General features: G+C 68.8%; 15 protein-coding genes. 11 read left to right on the top strand and 4 right to left on the bottom strand.

Features of this window, described 5'->3' with window-relative positions; translation table 11 throughout:
• Positions 1-191: 191 nt before the first annotated feature.
• Positions 192-659 (bottom strand): RDD family protein, encoded by a 468-nt coding sequence (locus IEZ21_RS07870; protein WP_189321146.1) that lies wholly within the window; start codon positions 657-659, stop codon positions 192-194.
• A gap of 199 nt (positions 660-858) precedes the next feature.
• Here IEZ21_RS07870 and glnA point away from each other — a divergent pair, with 199 nt between their 5' ends.
• From glnA to pspAB, 4 genes are all read left to right on the top strand, one after another.
• A complete protein-coding gene (glnA, locus tag IEZ21_RS07865) occupies positions 859-2268 on the top strand; it encodes a type I glutamate--ammonia ligase (protein ID WP_189321145.1) in 1410 nt (469 codons plus the stop codon).
• Between the two features lie 386 nt (positions 2269-2654).
• Positions 2655-5375 carry a phosphorylase family protein gene (locus IEZ21_RS07860; protein WP_189321144.1) on the top strand — a complete coding sequence of 907 codons (2721 nt, stop codon included), beginning with the start codon at positions 2655-2657 and terminating at the stop codon, positions 5373-5375.
• Between the two features lie 147 nt (positions 5376-5522).
• A complete protein-coding gene (gene htpX, locus IEZ21_RS07855; protein WP_189321143.1) occupies positions 5523-6446 on the top strand; it encodes a zinc metalloprotease HtpX in 924 nt (307 codons plus the stop codon).
• A gap of 5 nt (positions 6447-6451) precedes the next feature.
• The gene (gene pspAB / locus IEZ21_RS07850; protein WP_189321142.1) at positions 6452-7045 is read left to right on the top strand and encodes a PspA-associated protein PspAB; all 594 of its coding nucleotides are present in this window, start codon (positions 6452-6454) and stop codon (positions 7043-7045) included.
• On the opposite strand, the gene IEZ21_RS07845 is transcribed toward pspAB, so the two are convergent.
• Together IEZ21_RS07845 and IEZ21_RS07840 are read right to left on the bottom strand one after the other, a co-directional pair.
• Complete coding sequence (locus IEZ21_RS07845; RefSeq protein ID WP_033325498.1) at positions 7042-7320, bottom strand: hypothetical protein; 279 nt, start codon at positions 7318-7320, stop codon at positions 7042-7044. The genes pspAB and IEZ21_RS07845 overlap by 4 nt on opposite strands.
• Positions 7321-7560: 240 nt before the next feature.
• A complete protein-coding gene (locus tag IEZ21_RS07840) occupies positions 7561-7869 on the bottom strand; it encodes a hypothetical protein (protein WP_033325617.1) in 309 nt (102 codons plus the stop codon).
• Between the two features lie 409 nt (positions 7870-8278).
• Here IEZ21_RS07840 and IEZ21_RS07835 point away from each other — a divergent pair, with 409 nt between their 5' ends.
• Positions 8279-8914 carry an SCO2207 family protein gene (locus tag IEZ21_RS07835; protein ID WP_189321141.1) on the top strand — a complete coding sequence of 212 codons (636 nt, stop codon included), beginning with the start codon at positions 8279-8281 and terminating at the stop codon, positions 8912-8914.
• Between the two features lie 18 nt (positions 8915-8932).
• Here the strand turns inward: IEZ21_RS07835 and IEZ21_RS07830 are convergent, their stop codons facing one another.
• Positions 8933-9787 (bottom strand): alpha/beta fold hydrolase, encoded by an 855-nt coding sequence (locus IEZ21_RS07830; protein WP_189321140.1) that lies wholly within the window; start codon positions 9785-9787, stop codon positions 8933-8935.
• Between the two features lie 67 nt (positions 9788-9854).
• Here IEZ21_RS07830 and IEZ21_RS07825 point away from each other — a divergent pair, with 67 nt between their 5' ends.
• The 6 genes from IEZ21_RS07825 to IEZ21_RS07800 all read left to right on the top strand — a co-directional run bounded on the left by IEZ21_RS07825 (position 9855) and on the right by IEZ21_RS07800 (position 15549).
• The gene (locus tag IEZ21_RS07825; RefSeq protein ID WP_189321139.1) at positions 9855-10304 is read left to right on the top strand and encodes a MarR family winged helix-turn-helix transcriptional regulator; all 450 of its coding nucleotides are present in this window, start codon (positions 9855-9857) and stop codon (positions 10302-10304) included.
• Positions 10305-10594: 290 nt separating this feature from the next.
• A complete protein-coding gene (glnII, locus tag IEZ21_RS07820) occupies positions 10595-11623 on the top strand; it encodes a glutamine synthetase (RefSeq protein ID WP_033325508.1) in 1029 nt (342 codons plus the stop codon).
• A gap of 308 nt (positions 11624-11931) precedes the next feature.
• The gene (locus IEZ21_RS07815) at positions 11932-12498 is read left to right on the top strand and encodes a winged helix-turn-helix domain-containing protein (protein ID WP_189321138.1); all 567 of its coding nucleotides are present in this window, start codon (positions 11932-11934) and stop codon (positions 12496-12498) included.
• 60 nt (positions 12499-12558) lie between these two features.
• Complete coding sequence (locus IEZ21_RS07810) at positions 12559-13578, top strand: SDR family oxidoreductase (protein ID WP_189321137.1); 1020 nt, start codon at positions 12559-12561, stop codon at positions 13576-13578.
• A 52-nt stretch (positions 13579-13630) separates the two neighbouring features.
• On the top strand, positions 13631-14911 hold the full coding sequence (locus IEZ21_RS07805; protein ID WP_189321136.1) for a sensor histidine kinase: 1281 nt from the start codon (positions 13631-13633) through the stop codon (positions 14909-14911).
• Positions 14896-15549 carry a LuxR C-terminal-related transcriptional regulator gene (locus IEZ21_RS07800; RefSeq protein ID WP_189321135.1) on the top strand — a complete coding sequence of 218 codons (654 nt, stop codon included), beginning with the start codon at positions 14896-14898 and terminating at the stop codon, positions 15547-15549. Before IEZ21_RS07805 ends, IEZ21_RS07800 begins: the two co-directional genes overlap by 16 nt.
• The last annotated feature ends 190 nt before the right edge of the window (positions 15550-15739 follow it).

Genomic DNA, 15739 nt, shown 5'->3' with positions numbered 1-15739 from the left:
GTCGGGGTGGTTCTGCAGTTTGCCGAGTGCGGGTCCGTCGTGGCTGGTCGCGCCCACGCGGCGGAGTCGCAAATTGACACAGCCCCGCGCCCCTAAAAGACTGCGCCTCCCGCGCCCCTGAGTAGGACGCACCCGAAGCCGTACCCCTGAGTGGGCCGCACGAAGGGGCGGCCCACTCACTGGCGCGTTCCTCAGATCCGTACCTCTACCGTGCGAGCCAAGCGGTCGTGCAGCCCCCTGCCGTCGCGGTCCCAGATCAGGGCGGGGATGGCTACGCACAGCAGGACCGTACGCAGAAGGGCGCGCACGGGCTGGACGGTGCCGGTGTCCAGGGTGAGGACTCGCAGGCCGAACAGGCGCTTGCCGGGGGTGAAGCCGATCGTGCCGACGGTCAGGACGCTCATCACGAAGAAGATCAGCAGCGCCCAGTTGCCCGTCGCCTGGTTGTAGCCGTCGGTGAGCAGCCCGTATGCGATCAGGAGGCACAGCCCCCAGTCGACCGCGAGGGCACCGAGGCGTCGGCCCGGGCGGGCGATCGAGCCGGGGCCCGACTCCGGCAGGCCGAGCTGCTCGCCCCGGTATCCGAAGTCGGCACCGGCTTCCTCCGCGGCGGCGCGCGGTCCGGAGAGCCAGGATCCGATTGCTTGCCTGTTGTCCACGCGTCCACGGTACTGCGCCGGTTTTGATATGCGGACAGGTGGGGTCAGGCGGGCCGGGGTCGGTTAACTTGGGCGAAACAAATGGGTCACGCTCGAGAAATCACCCGTCCCTATTGTCGGGCCTCAGCGTGTGCCACCGCACTGGCCGCACGAACGAACTACCACCCCGGCACGGACGGTCGGGAGTAGGAGGAGCTGGATGTTCCAGAACGCCGACGAGGCCAAGAAGTTCATCGCGGACAAGGACGTCAAGTTCATCGACGTCCGATTCTGCGACCTGCCTGGCGTGATGCAGCACTTCACGGTGCCGGCAGAGGCCTTCGACCCGAGCGAGGAACTGGCCTTCGACGGCTCCTCGATCCGCGGCTTCCAGGCCATCCACGAGTCGGACATGGCGCTTCGGGCCGACCTGTCCACCGCGCGCGTGGACCCGTTCCGCCGCGACAAGACGGTCAACATCAACTTCTTCATCCATGACCCGATCACGGGCGAGCAGTACTCCCGTGACCCGCGGAACGTGGCGAAGAAGGCGGAGGCGTACCTCGCCTCGACCGGTATCGCCGACACCGCGTACTTCGGTCCCGAGGCCGAGTTCTACATCTTCGACAGCGTCCGTTTCGAGACCAAGTCGAACGAGGCCTTCTACCACATCGACTCCGAGGCGGGCGCCTGGAACACCGGTGCACTGGAGGACAACCGCGGCTACAAGGTCCGCTACAAGGGCGGTTACTTCCCGACTCCGCCGGTCGACCACTTCGCCGACCTGCGTGCCGAGATCTCCCTGGAGCTGAACAAGTCCGGTCTCCAGGTCGAGCGCCAGCACCACGAGGTGGGCACCGCAGGACAGGCCGAGATCAACTACAAGTTCAACACGCTGCTCGCCGCGGCCGACGACCTCCAGCTCTTCAAGTACATCGTGAAGAACGTCGCCTGGCGCAACGGCAAGACGGCCACCTTCATGCCGAAGCCGATCTTCGGCGACAACGGCTCGGGCATGCACGTCCACCAGTCGCTGTGGGCGAACGGCGACCCGCTGTTCTACGACGAGGCCGGTTACGCGGGCCTGTCGGACACCGCCCGCTTCTACATCGGCGGCATCCTCAAGCACGCCCCGTCGCTGCTGGCCTTCACCAACCCGACGGTGAACTCGTACCACCGCCTGGTCCCCGGCTTCGAGGCCCCGATCAACCTGGTCTACTCGCAGCGCAACCGCTCCGCGGCCATGCGTATCCCGATCACGGGCTCGAACCCGAAGGCCAAGCGCGTCGAGTTCCGGGCGCCGGACTCCTCCGGCAACCCGTACCTCACCTTCGCGGCCCTGATGCTGGCCGGCCTGGACGGCATCAAGAACAAGGTCGAGCCGGCCGAGCCGATCGACAAGGACCTCTACGAGCTGGCTCCCGAGGAGCACGCGAACGTCGCGCAGGTCCCGACCTCGCTCCCGGCCGTCCTCGACTCCCTCGAGGCCGACCACGAGTTCCTCCTCCAGGGCGACGTCTTCACGTCCGACCTGATCGAGACGTGGATCGACTACAAGCGCACGAACGAGATCGCTCCGCTGCAGCTGCGTCCGCACCCGCACGAGTTCGAGCTGTACTTCGACGTCTAGGACCAGGCGTCCCAAACAGCGCTCGAGTCAGCACTGAGGGCCGTTGCTCCCGGATTTCCGGGAGCAACGGCCCTCAGCCGTTCGTACTGAATAACGAGGCGGCGTCATTCCCTAACTCCCGCCCGCAACAAGGGTGTTCGCCCCCTTGATGCCGTATCTTGGACCTCTTGGGGCATCAGAAGACAGGTCAACATCAAGATTCGGTCGGGCCGGTGACGACAGCTCTTCCTTTGCGCACAGCGTTGATCCTTACAGCACTCGATGTGGAGTGGAGGGCCGTCCGCGAGCACCTCAGGACCACCGCGGAGTACATCGGGAGCAAAACACTCAAAGATGGCATATATGTAGACGTATACCTTCTTGCCAGTGAGCGCGCCCGGTGGCTCGTGCATCTCGTCGAGATAGGTACGGGGAACTCCGGCACCGCTGTACTGACGGAGCGCTACCGCAACGAGCTGCAGGTCGAATCCGTGCTCTTCGTCGGCGTCGCGGGCGGGGTGCAAGGCCTCAGGCTCGGGGATGTCGTCGTCCCCGACCACGTGTATCCCTACCAGAGCGGCAAGCAGTCCCCGGGCGGCTTCGGTGCACGCCCCCGCTCCTGGGCGCCCCCGCACCGTTTTCTCCATGCGGCGAAACACGCGGCGCGCGAGCTCGAGCAGCTCGACTCGACCGACTACAAGATCCACTTCAAGCCGATCGCATCCGGCGACGTCGTCCTCAATGACGCGGAGAGCGACCTCAGAACGCAGATCCTGCACCGTCACTACGAGGACGCGGCAGCCATCGAGATGGAGGGTGCCGGCTTCGCTCAGGCCGCGCAGCTCGCCGACAGTCTTCAGGCACTCATCATCCGCGGCATCAGCGACCTCGCGGACGGCAAGAAGTACGCCGCCGATGCCGCCGGATCCCAGGAGCGCGCCGCGGCCAACGCGGCGAAGGTGGCCATCGCCGCCCTCGCCGCACTCACCCTCCCTGAGCCCGGCGAGTCCACCCTCGGCCGCGGCTTAACCAGTCAGGAACCGGCCGAGCCGCCCGTTCAGGTACCGAGCGCGCCGCCCCCCGCCCAGGGACTGAACGAACCGCCTCGTGCCACCGAACCGCGGACCGAACCGGTCCGCGCCTCGCAGCCGGACGAAATCCTCGGCCCCCCTCTCCCGCCGCCGCCCGAGCGGCCGGCGACCGGGCCGGGCGCGAGCACTCCGCCGCCCCGGCGCCCCAGGCGTGGGCCACGCCCGAGTACCGAGTCCCGGCAGAAGTTACTCAAGCGAGCACTGCCCGCCGTGGCGCTCGTCGCGGTGGCGGCGGTCATCGCGGTCGTCGTCCTGCCGGGGCGGGGCGATGGTACGGACGACAAGGCGTCCTCCGCGCTGTCGGACTGCGGAGAAGCGACTGACAGACTGCGTATCGCCGCCTCGGTCGACAAGTCGGAGCCCCTGAAGCGGGCAGCCGAGGCCTACGGAAACCGCTCAGCCGAGGGGCAGTGCGTAGAGGTCAAGGTCGACGGCGTCAACTCCGGTACCGGGATGCGCGCGCTGGCCCGCGGCTGGAAGGAGTCCGACGGGTATGAGCCGGACGTGTGGTCACCCGCCGGGAGCACCTGGCTCTCGCTGGCCCGCGCCCGCGCGACGGAGTCGAACAAGGCATTGTTCCCGCAGCAAGCGGAGTCGATCGTGCAGAGCCCGCTGACCATCGCGATGCCCAAGCCGATGGCCAAGGCCCTGAATTGGCCCGAGAGACGGTTCGACTGGGCCACGCTCGCGGAGTGGGCCCAGAACGCCGACAGCTTCTGGGCGGACCACGACAAGCCGGAGTGGGGAGCGTTCAAGCTCGGCAAGACCAACCCCGGGTACTCCACCTCCGGGCTCAACGCGACGGTCGCCGCGTTCTTCGCCAAGACGGGCACCAGCAGTGAGCTGGGCAAACCCCACATCGACAAACCGGCCAACCGGGCATTCGCGAAGAGCATCGAGGAGTCCGCGGTCCACTACGGCGACACGACGCTGACCTTCCTCTTCAACCTCCGCCAGGCCGACCGGAGCAGCCCGGAGAAGGCCATGTCGTACATCTCGGCCGTCACCCTGGAGGAGAACACCGTCGCGGCCTACAACGCGGGCTACCCCTGCGGCGCGCTCAGCGGGGAGAAGGGCTGCGAGAAGACCAGCAAGCCGGACACTCCGCTGGTCTCCTTCTACCCGAAGGACGGCGTCCCGTTCTCCGACCATCCGTACATCGAACTGACCGGGATGAGCCCCGCTCAGAAGGCGGTGTCCGGGGACTTCCTCGCGTACCTGCACGACACCACCGTCTTCGACAAGCAGTTCGCTCCCTACGGATTCCGCAACCACAAGGGCGATGATCCCAAGGGTTCCAAGGTGCTCAACGCGGCCAACGGAGTGCTGCACGATGCGCAGTTCACCCGTATGCCGATGCCCGGCGGAGAGGTGCTCGACCATCTGCTGAACGTCTGGCCCACCTTGCGCCGGCGTGCCAACGTACGCATCGTCATCGACACCTCCGAGTCGATGAACGAGACGGTTCCCGGCAGGGGCGAGACCAAGATCAAGCTTCTGAAGCAGGCCGAACCCGCTCTGTTCGGCGAGTTCACCGGCACCGACCGGGTCGGACTGCTGAAGTTCTCCGACGCCGACGTCCTCGGCGGGGGCAAGGACTACAAGGAACTGGTGCCGCTCGGCCCGTACAACGAGAAGCTGCCCGGAGGCACCCGCGCGGACCTCCTGTCCGACAACGTCAAGAGCCTCGAACCGGAAGGCGCGACCGGTCTGTACGACACCCTCGACCACACCACACAGGCCATGCGCGACGACTACGACCCGAAGGCCATCAACGCGATCGTCCTGCTCACCGACGGCCGCAACGAGGACATCGGCAGCCTGTCGAAGGAAACGCTGCTGAAGCGGATCGGCGACCCCGACCAGCAACAGATCCGCATCTTCACCATCGCCTACGGAAACAAGGCGGACGAGAAGGACAACAACGGCCGGAGCGTGCTCCAGGAGATCGCGGACGCGAGCGGCGGGCGGGCGTACGACGCCCGGCGGGCCGAAACGATCAGAGACGTGCTCACCAGTGTGATCTCCAATTTCTGACGAGCATGTTCCTTGCCCGGGCTTTGCCCGGAGCGGGGGAGATCGGCACTCCTTCGTGGAAAAGGCCGGACCTTTTCATGGACTTACGTGGAAATGCCCGGGTGCACACTGGAATCGAAGCGAGTGCCCGATTTCGAGGTGATCGTGATGCAGAGCCGCTTTCAGGCCGATCGACGGCTGACCGTGCGGATGGGGGTCACGCTGTTCCTGCTCGGGCTGTTGTACGTGGCGTTCGTGGCCGCGTTGATCGTGCTGCTGAAGTCTTGGGTGCTGGTGGTGGTGATCGCGGCTGGGCTGCTCGGCGCGCAGTACTGGTTCTCGGACCGGATCGCGCTGTACGCGATGCGCGGCCGGGTCGTGGAGCAGGAGGAGTATCCCCAGCTACACGGGGTCGTCGACCGGCTGTGCGCCATCGCGGACATGCCCAAGCCCGCGGTCGCCGTATCCGATATGGACATGCCCAACGCCTTCGCCACCGGGCGGAATCCCGATCATGCCGTGCTCTGTGTGACCACAGGACTGCTGAGGCGGCTGGAGCCGGACGAACTCGAAGGCGTGCTGGCGCACGAACTGTCGCATGTGGCACACAAGGACGTCGCGGTGATCACCGTGGCCTCGTTCCTCGGGGTGCTCGCCGGGCTGATCGTACGGTTCGTCTTCTACTCCCAGGTGTTCGGCGGGCACGGCCGCAAGGACCAGAACGCGGCCGTCGTGCTCATGACGGTGATGGCGGTGTCCGCGGCCGTCTACGCGCTCAGCTTCTTCCTCATCCGGGCGCTCTCCCGCTACCGGGAGCTGGCCGCCGACCGCGCCGCGGCCATGCTCACCGGCCGCCCCTCGGCACTCGCCTCCGCGCTGACCAAGCTCACCGGCGACATCGCCAAGATCCCCACCCGCGATCTACGGACCGCGCAGGCCTTCAACGCCTTCTACTTCACGCCCGCGTCCGGCAAAACCCCGGGCATCCAACGCCTCTTCTCGACCCACCCGAGCCTGGAGGAGCGGCTCGATCAACTGGGCCGGATCTCCCGCGAGTTGGGTGAGTCGTCGCCCTCCGGAAAGGCGGGTTGAGCGGGATGGGGCTCCTGGACATCCTGCTGGGCCGCAGCAAGCCGGTGGCCCCCGACCTCGACCAGCTCTTCGCCCTGCCGTCCGCCGCGATCACCCTGGAGGCGGCGGCCGGCTTCACACCGACCGGGCACGGCTCGGTGTGCTTCGCGACGGTCGAAGGGGCGGCCTTCGAGGACGTACGCCAGGAAGTACGGGCGTTGTTGGACGCGGATGCCGAGCGGACGGGACCGCCGGTGGAGGTGAGCCGGGACTCGTACGGGTATACGTGGCTGGTCTCGCGGCGGTCGCCGGAGGACCTGCCCGCGCTTGTGAGTGATCTGCACGCGGTGAACACCGCCCTGGAAGGCAGCGGGTTCGGGCCACAGTTGCTGTGCTCCGTCGTCGGGTTTCGGGGCGGTGGTGACGAGCGGCGGCCGCTCGGGCTCGTGTACCTCTATAAGAGAGGCAGCTTCTACGTTTTCGCGCCGCTCCCCAGTGGCGGGGAACGGCGCGACAGCGCCCTGGAGTTGCAGGTCAGGGCAGTGCTTGCGAACGACCTGCGGCTGGAGCCGGATCTGAGCCGCTGGTTCCCGGTGTGGGGAGCGCCGGGCGTGGGTTAGCCCTTCTGCTGCCGGGACGCCCAGCGGCGCTCGCGACGGTAACGGCGCTCCCACCTGGCCTGACGGTCACGGCGCTGGCGGTACGCGCGGTAGCTTTCGTCCACGCGAGCCGGGGATCCCGAGGAGCCCGCGGGGCCGCCGGATGACGGGGACGGTCCGGTGTGGCCGTAGCGGACATGCAGATACAGCAGCGCGGCGGCGGCGATCCACCAGACAGGGTTACTGAACCCCATGACGACCAGCACGAGGATCGCCAGAATGATCAAGGTACCCATGACGAGCCTCCTTCGCGTGAATGGTTGGGACGCACGCTGCGGTTTGCGAACGTCCGTTCGCCGGTGGGTTGAGAGTAATCCTCAGGATGCCGGGTGACGCCACTTCGCCGAAACCGAATTACTTCGCCGGGTCGGGCGGTTGGGGCGGAGCTCCCGGTTTCGGGAAGGGGTGGGCTTGGGGAAAACCCAGCGCCGGCCACCCCCAAGGGCGACCGGCGCTGGAAAGGAAACCCGGAGACCTCAGCGGGCGTAACGCATCAGGGCTCGCACCATGTGACACGTCGTGTCCGACGGCGGGTGGACGCCGATGAGTTCGGCCGTGCGGTGGATCGTCTCGTTGCGGGCCTGGTTGGGCATGTAGACGCCGGAGTCCAGCAATGCGATGGCGAGCCGCATCGCCTTGAGGCGCCGGTTGTGCGTGATGTACCAGTCGCGCGGACGCCCCGGCGGGAGCGGCCGCTTCTCGACGGGCTCGTACGGCAGGTCCAGTGGAACCGGCCTCTTGGCTGTGGACTGCGTGGGCAGCGGGAAGAGTGCGGCAGCGGGCACGAGCATCCTCCTGTCGCGGTCAGGGAGCCGTCCGTCGGCGCCCTCGAACACTACTCATAGTTTACTGCCCACCACTGACATCGAGACAGTCCGCCAAGGCGGCAAAAAGACCAGGTGAGATAGGGAATTGGCGTGGCGTCACCCCAGGTCCGCGAGGTGCGAATGAGGCGGCGTCAAATTCGAACAAGGCCATCGACGGGCGTGCGCACGGAGGGCAGCACCCAGGCGGCACCCCCGCCCGGGACCGCACTCGGCCAGGAGAGGGATTACTCAACTTCCTTTGTGATCTAAGCCACTTGAGTGACTCGTGTGAACTGTCGAGTAACCCTGTTCGGCATCTCGTACATAGCGGCGTACTCCCCGCTCACAACAGGTCGCCGCCAGGGCGGCCGGAGACAGGAGGCCCGCTATGCCGCGTACGTCCCGCAGGAGAACGATCAGCCCCAAGAAGAAGCTCGCGTTGCTGGTGAGCGCCGCGGCGGTCGCCGGAGGCGGGGCCTTCGCTCTGGCGGCCACCTCGAACGCCGCGCCGGCCGGTCAGGCACAGTCCTCCACGGTCTGCGAGGGTCTGGCCACGGCGCTCGGGAACAACGAGAAGTTCATCGAGGGGCAACGCGCCAATCCCGACGCACAGTCCGAGGCCCGGATCGCCAACCGGGAAGCGGTCATCGCGGAGATCGAGCGCAAGCAGGAAGCCTCCGGCTGCACGCCCGGGGAGTCGGCTCAGGACACCCCGGCCGAGCAGCCGGCATCGGCTCCCGCAGACACTTCCGGCGACGCGACGGGGGTCGCCGGCGGTGAGCAGGTCTGCGCGGGTTCGACCGTCACACTCTCCGGCGAGGAGGGCGCCCCGGCCGCGTCCAGCAACCAGTTCCCGCCCGGTACGCAACTGAAGGTCACGAACCTGGACAACAACAAGTCCACGACAGTGGAGGTCACATCAACCTCCGGCAGCTGCACCCTCCTCAACAACGCGGCCTTCGAGCAGGTCCGCGAGCCCGGCAAGTTCCTGATCCGTCGGGCGCTGATCGAGAAGGTGGGGTAAGGCTCGGACACGGAGGAGTCAGCCACCGAGGAAATCGGTGAGGCGGCGGCCCAGTTCGGCGGGTGCGGCCTGCGGCAACGCGTGATGCGAGATGCCGGGCAGTACGTCCGTCTCCACGCGCGGCAACAGCCCGCCTGCCCTCGCCGCCACGGCGCGCGCGTCATGAGTCCTGCTGTTCCCGGCCAGGCACAGCAGGACCGGCGCCTCCAAGCCCCGCAGCGCCTCCGGCGTGGGGCGGGGTCCGGTCACGGGCTTCACGGAGGGGAAGCCGGCGGCCGTCTCCTGGAGGCGGAGCCAGTCCGGGTCGAGAGCCACTCCCCCGGCCTCCCACTCCAGGAAGGCGCGGACCCGGTGGGGTGCGGGGCGCAGCAACATCGGCAGGGCATGCAGCAGGTACGCCGCCTTGTACCCGGCAAAGCACTGGGTCGGGTCCAGGAGGAACAGGCGGCGCACCCGGGCGGGCGCCAGCAGCGCGTAACGCAGGGCGATCCAGCCGCCGTACGAGTGCCCGCCCATGTCCGCCGTCTCCGCACCGAGGCCGTCCAGGAGCGCGTCCAGCCAGACGGACAGGTCGGCGACCGTACGGGGGTGACGGTCGCCGGCCCGTTCGCTGCGGCCGGGGGCACCGATCAGGTCGACGGCGAGGACACGGTGGTTGCGGGCGAGGTCGGCGGCCTGGGCGTGCCAAGAGGCGGAGGTCGCACCTCCGCCGCCTGGCAGGAGGAGAAGCGGGGGCGCATCGGGCGGTCCGCAGGCGTTGACGTACGTCGTGCCGAACGGCGTGGAGACGCGGATCGCCTCCCGTTCCGCGGGCCACTTGGCCATGACCTTGTCGTAGGCCGGCTGAAAGGCGTCGCTGTCGTACGTGCTCATGGAGCCCTCCCGTATTATCTCGCTGAGCGAGATATTCGACGAGCGAGATGATAGCCGGAGGCGGCACATGCGGAACCAGGGCCCCGAGATGGAGATCGTCCATCTCCTGCGCGCGGTGACGGTCGAACTCGGCCTGCGCAGCGCCCGGTTCGCGAGCCACAACGGCATGCACCCGACGGACGTACGCGCCCTGATCGAGCTCATGGATGCCTCCCGGGCCGGCGAGGAGATGACGGCCGGGCGGCTCGGTGCTGCGCTCGGGCTCAATTCGGCCGGGACCACCTCGCTGCTCGACCGACTGGAGGGGGCCGGGCATGTGCGGCGGGTGCGGGGCCGGCAGGACCGGCGCAAAGTGGTCGTCGAGGTGGACGAGCGGGCGGTCGAACTGGGGTGGTCCTTCTTCGGGCCACTCATCGGGAAGGCAGTGGAGCTGCTCCAGAACTGTGACGAGCGGGAGCGGGAGGCGATCCGGGGCTTCCTGGAGGGAATGCGGGAGGCCTCGGCCGGGGGCGAGTGACGCCCCCCATACAGCCTTCGCTCCGCCTCCTCCGTTCCCGTACTCCCTCGTATACGACAGAGCCCACCCGCTCTCAAGGCGGACCCCCAGCCCACAAGCACCAGGTAACACGGGGTTCACGACCGAGCAATGATCGGGAAATGGCCGGTTGACAGGCTGCGAGCATCCCCGCGGCGCCCAGTGCCACGGCGCCCCAGTGCCGCGGCGCCCGAGGTGCCGCAGACTCCGCGGCAGCGCCCCGCGCCCGTGACGACCGAGCGCAACAAGACCCACCCCGAAGGATGTGGCCCGTGACCTTCAAGGCTGAGTACATCTGGATCGACGGCACCGAGCCGACGGCCAAGCTGCGTTCCAAGACGAAGATCCTGGCCGATGACGCCAAGGGCGAAGCGCTGCCGATCTGGGGCTTCGACGGGTCCTCCACGAACCAGGCCGAGGGCCACGCCTCCGACCGCGTGCTGAAGCCGGTCGCCACCTTCCCGGACCCGATCCGCGGCGGCGACGACGTGCTCGTCATGTGCGAGGTCCTCAACATCGACATGACGCCGCACGAGTCCAACACCCGTGCCGCGCTCACCGAGGTCGCGGAGAAGTTCGCCGCGCAGGAGCCGATCTTCGGCATCGAGCAGGAGTACACCTTCTTCAAGGGCTCGCGCCCGCTCGGCTTCCCCGAGGGCGGCTTCCCGGCCGCGCAGGGCGGCTACTACTGCGGTGTCGGCTCGGACGAGATCTTCGGCCGTGACATCGTCGAGGCGCACCTGGAGAACTGCCTCAAGGCGGGTCTCGCCATCTCCGGCATCAACGCCGAGGTCATGCCCGGCCAGTGGGAGTTCCAGGTCGGCCCGGTCTCCCCGCTGGAGGTCGCCGACCAGCTGTGGATGGCCCGCTGGCTGCTGTACCGCACCGCCGAGGACTTCGACGTCTCCGCGACCCTCGACCCCAAGCCGGTCAAGGGCGACTGGAACGGCGCCGGCGCCCACACCAACTTCTCCACCAAGGCGATGCGCGAGGGCTACGACGCGATCATCACCGCGTGCGAGTCGCTGGGCGAGGGCTCCAAGCCCATGGACCACGTCAAGAACTACGGCGCCGGCATCGACGACCGCCTGACCGGTCTGCACGAGACCGCCCCGTGGAACGAGTACTCCTACGGTGTCTCCAACCGTGGCGCCTCGGTCCGTATCCCGTGGCAGGTCGAGCAGGACGGCAAGGGCTACATCGAGGACCGCCGCCCGAACGCGAACGTCGACCCGTACGTCGTGACGCGCCTGATCGTCGACACCTGCTGCACGGCCCTGGACAAGGCCGGCCAGGTCTGACCCGTACCCGTACGACGCAGCTCCGTACGACTCCGTGAGGGGGCGTCCATCACAAACGGTGGACGCCCCCTCACCGTTGTCCGCTTCGTCTGCTTCAATGGGCCCATGGCCAGCCCCCAGAAGCACCCCGCGACAGGTCGCCATGACCTCGAGCCCTTCTGGCCCTCCCGTCAGCACCACGTCTTCGACCGGGAGTGTTGCCGCGCGGTGAACGCGCCGGCCCTCTAAAGCCACACCTCGGCCTTCGGTCGGCGCGCAATGACGTACGTCCCCCGACGAACCTCTCGCGCGAAAAGAGCTGACCTCTCATGGCGAACACTCGTTCCCTCTCCCCCACCGCACCCCTGAACTCCCCCGCCCGGCACCGGCTGCGTGCCGTCGACCGGGACGAGGTGGTGGACGTGGCGGACTTCCTGCCGCCGGGCGCCACCCTGCTGCCCGCGCCCCCGCACACCCTGCCCACCCTCCCGGGGCGGCCCCCGATGGTCGGGTATCTGGTGCTCGTCCCGGCCGACCAGCAGCCGCCGTTCGCGCCAGTGGCGGTGCCCGAGCGGGCGGAGACGGGTGCCGGGGCCGCCGACGACCCGCTCGTGCGGGTCGACACCGTGCAGCGCACCGCCGAGGTGGACGGGCGGGCGCTCGACCTCACCTACCTGGAGTTCGAGCTGCTCGCCCACCTCGTCACCCACCCCCACCGGGTGTACACCCGCGACCAGTTGGTCACCACGGTGTGGGGGTACGGGCATGTGGGTGACGGCCGTACCGTCGACGTCCACATCGCCCGCCTGCGCCGCAAGCTGGGCGCCGAGCACCGGCAGGTGATCCAGACCGTGCGCCGGGTGGGGTACAAGTACGCGCCGCCGGCGGGGCGTTGACTCTCTGCTGAGGGCAGATTCCCGTTCCGTCCCGCGGACCGGCCGGGCAGAGTCACCGGTATGAGACTTCTGCTGCTGGGTGGGACAGAGTTCGCGGGACGGGCCGTCGCGGAGGCGGCCCTCGGGCGCGGCTGGGAGGTGACCGTCTTCCACCGGGGACGGCACGCGCCTCCCGCCGGTGTGCGGTCACTGCACGGTGACCGCACCGCGCCCGACGGGCTCGCCGCCCTCGCAGAGGGAGAGTGGGACGCCGTCGTCGACACCTGGTCGGCGGCGCCGCGTGCCGTACGGGACCCGGCGCGGCTGCTGCGGGGCCGCGCCGGGCGGTACGTGTACGTGTCGAGCTGCTCGGTGTACGAGTGGCCGCCGGCCGCCGGTTACACCGAGGACGCTCCCCTGGTGGAGGACGCCTCCGCCGACGCCGGGGAGACCGACTACGCCCGGGACAAGCGGGGTGGCGAGCTGGCCGCCGTGGAGGCCTTCGGTGCGGATCGTTCGCTGCTCGTGCGGGCCGGGCTGATCCTCGGGCCGTACGAGAACGTCGGGCGGCTGCCGTGGTGGCTGGGCAGGATCGCCCGCGGCGGGCCCGTCCTGGCGCCCGGGCCACGCGACCTGCCCCTCCAGTACGTCGACGTCCGTGACCTCGCCGAGTGGATTCTCGGTGCGGTGGAGCGGGAGTCGAGCGGGCCGTACAACCTCATCAGCCCGCAAGGGCACGCCACCATGGGCACCCTGCTCGACGCCTGTGTGCGCGCCACCGGCGGTCCGGCCGAGCTGCGGTGGACCGACCCGGACGTGATCCTGGAGGCGGGTATCGAGCCGTGGGTCCAGCTGCCGGTGTGGGTGCCGCCGGGCAGCGACCTGCACGACGCCCTGCACGCCGCGGACGTCTCCCGGGCGCTGGCGACGGGACTGGACTGCCGGCCCGTCGCCGACACCGTGACCGATACCTGGAAGTGGCTCCAAGGCATCGGCGGTACGGCGCCGCAGCGGCCGGACCGGACGGCCAAGGGCCTCGATCCGGAGGTGGAGGCGAAGGTGCTGGCGAGCGGCGGAGGTGTACCTGGCAACACCCCCTGATCCGGAGCCCAACCCCCGTGCCCGGCGCCGCCCCCTCGGCCAGACTGACGCCATGACGACCATCGAGACGAAGAGCGGCAGCGGTTCAACCAGGGCGCGGGGGCTCGGGCTCGCGGCGGTACGGGGGCTCGGGCTGGCGCTGGTGCTGCTGCCGGGGGCAGTGCTCTGCTTCACGCTCTCCCTGGTGTCCATCGCGTTGATACCGATCGGGATCGGGCTCGTCACCACACCCTGGGTGCTCACGGGGGTGCGGACGTTCGCGGACTGGCGGCGGGTGCTGGCCGCCCAGTGGTGCGGGGTGAAGATCCCGTCGGCGTACCGGCCGGTCCCGGAGGGCGCCAACCCGTGGACGCGTACGTTCGCTTTGCTGCGCGACCCGGCGACCTGGCGGGACCTGAGGTGGCTGCCGGTCGACATGACGGCGGGGTTCCTCACCGCGCTGCTGCCGGCCGTGCTGTTGTTCTACCCGCTGGAGGGGTTCGCGCTCGCGGCCGGGCTGTGGCGGGTCTTCGCGGACGCCGGTTACGTCGCCTACTGGTACGGCTTCGTGCCGGTCACGGGCCAGGCCTCCGCGTTCGGCGCCGCCGCGCTGGCGCTCGCGCTCCTCTTCCTGGCTCACTTCGCCGGCCCGCGGCTGCTGAAGGCCCACTTCCAGCTCACCCGCGCCCTCCTCGCCCCGGGTCAGGGCGAGCTGGCCGAGCGCGTCCGCGTCCTGACCGAGACCCGCCGGGACGCGGTGGACACCTCGGCCGCCGAACTGCGGCGCATCGAGCGGGACCTGCACGACGGGGCGCAGGCCCGGCTGGTCGCGATGGGCATGGACCTCGGCACCGTCGAGGCGCTCCTCGACAAGGACCCCGAGAAGGCCAGGCAGTTGCTCGCCGAGGCCCGCCGGAACTCCGCCGACGCGCTCACCGAGCTGCGCGACCTGGTGCGCGGCATCCATCCGCCCGTGCTCGCCGAACGCGGACTGGGCGACGCCGTACGGGCGTTGGCGCTGCGGCTGCCCGTCAGCACCGAGGTGGACGTGGACCTGCCCGGGCGCGCGGACGAGCCCGTCGAGTCGGCCGCGTACTTCGCCGTCAGCGAGATCCTCACCAATGCAGTGAAGCACGCGGAGGCGGATCGGATCTGGGTCGATGTGCACCACGCGGAGGGGATGCTGCGGATCGCCGTCACCGACAACGGCCAGGGCGGTGCCGTGATCGGGGCGGGTTCGGGACTCTCCGGAGTTGAGCGGCGACTGGGTACATTCGACGGCGTCCTGGCCGTCAGCAGCCCTGCGGGCGGTCCCACCATGGTGACCATGGAGATCCCTTGCGAGTTGTCCTAGCCGAAGACCTCTTCCTGCTGCGCGACGGACTGGTGCGGATGCTCGAGGCGTACGACTTCGAGATCGCGGCGGCGGTGGAGAGCGGGCCCGAACTCAACCGGGCGCTCGCCGAGTTGAAGCCGGACGTCGCCGTCGTCGACGTCCGGCTCCCGCCTTCGCACACCGACGAGGGCTTACAGTGCGCGCTCCAGGCGCGGCGGGCGAGACCCGGACTGCCGGTGCTGGTGCTGTCGCAGCACGTGGAGCAGTTGTACGCGCGGGAGTTGCTGGCGGACGGGGCCGGCGGGGTCGGCTATCTGCTGAAAGACCGGGTCTTCGACGCCGAGCAGTTCATCGACGCCGTACGCAGGGTCGCGGCGGGCGGCACCGCGATGGATCCGCAGGTGATCCAGCAGCTGTTGTCGCGGCGTCAGGCGGAGAGCCGGCCGCTGGGGCGGCTGACGCCGCGCGAGCGGGAGGTGCTGGAGCTGATGGCGCAGGGCCGCTCGAACGCGGCGATCGCGGAGCGGCTGGTCGTGACGGAACGGGCCATTGCGAAGCACACCTCCAACATCTTCGCGAAGCTGGGTCTTGAGGTGTCGGACGATGACAATCGCCGCGTACTGGCCGTTCTCGCTTATTTGGACCAGGGCCGCTGAAAAGGAACCGGCAGAGGACGCCGTGGGGCCGACGGAGGGCCGGTACAAGAATTGGACTCTTACCGAAGATTCATTGAATCAGATTCAGCATTCCCCCCTCAACTGCCCTTGAAACAGGGGGTTCTGGGCCCCTTGCGCCGGAATTGCTCCACCAATCTCTCACCAATTTCTGATGCCGCTGAACGCCCCA

Source organism: Streptomyces flaveus, from assembly GCF_014647675.1.
GTDB classification, from domain to species: Bacteria; Actinomycetota; Actinomycetes; order Streptomycetales; family Streptomycetaceae; genus Streptomyces; species Streptomyces flaveus.
Note: the sequence above shows the minus strand (reverse complement) of the source record. Positions and strands in the feature narration are given on the sequence as shown.

Excerpts from the sequence above, each read along its gene's own strand:
- htpX (WP_189321143.1), top strand. The coding sequence starts at position 5,523 with ATGCAGAGCCGCTTTCAGGCCGATCGACGGCTGACCGTGCGGATGGGG.
- IEZ21_RS07810 (WP_189321137.1), top strand. The coding sequence starts at position 12,559 with ATGAGACTTCTGCTGCTGGGTGGGACAGAGTTCGCGGGACGGGCCGTC.
- pspAB (WP_189321142.1), top strand. The coding sequence starts at position 6,452 with ATGGGGCTCCTGGACATCCTGCTGGGCCGCAGCAAGCCGGTGGCCCCC.
- IEZ21_RS07830 (WP_189321140.1), bottom strand. The coding sequence starts at position 9,787 with ATGAGCACGTACGACAGCGACGCCTTTCAGCCGGCCTACGACAAGGTC.
- IEZ21_RS07825 (WP_189321139.1), top strand. The coding sequence starts at position 9,855 with ATGCGGAACCAGGGCCCCGAGATGGAGATCGTCCATCTCCTGCGCGCG.
- IEZ21_RS07835 (WP_189321141.1), top strand. The coding sequence starts at position 8,279 with ATGCCGCGTACGTCCCGCAGGAGAACGATCAGCCCCAAGAAGAAGCTC.
- IEZ21_RS07845 (WP_033325498.1), bottom strand. The coding sequence starts at position 7,320 with ATGGGTACCTTGATCATTCTGGCGATCCTCGTGCTGGTCGTCATGGGG.
- glnA (WP_189321145.1), top strand. The coding sequence starts at position 859 with ATGTTCCAGAACGCCGACGAGGCCAAGAAGTTCATCGCGGACAAGGAC.
- IEZ21_RS07815 (WP_189321138.1), top strand. The coding sequence starts at position 11,932 with ATGGCGAACACTCGTTCCCTCTCCCCCACCGCACCCCTGAACTCCCCC.
- IEZ21_RS07805 (WP_189321136.1), top strand. The coding sequence starts at position 13,631 with ATGACGACCATCGAGACGAAGAGCGGCAGCGGTTCAACCAGGGCGCGG.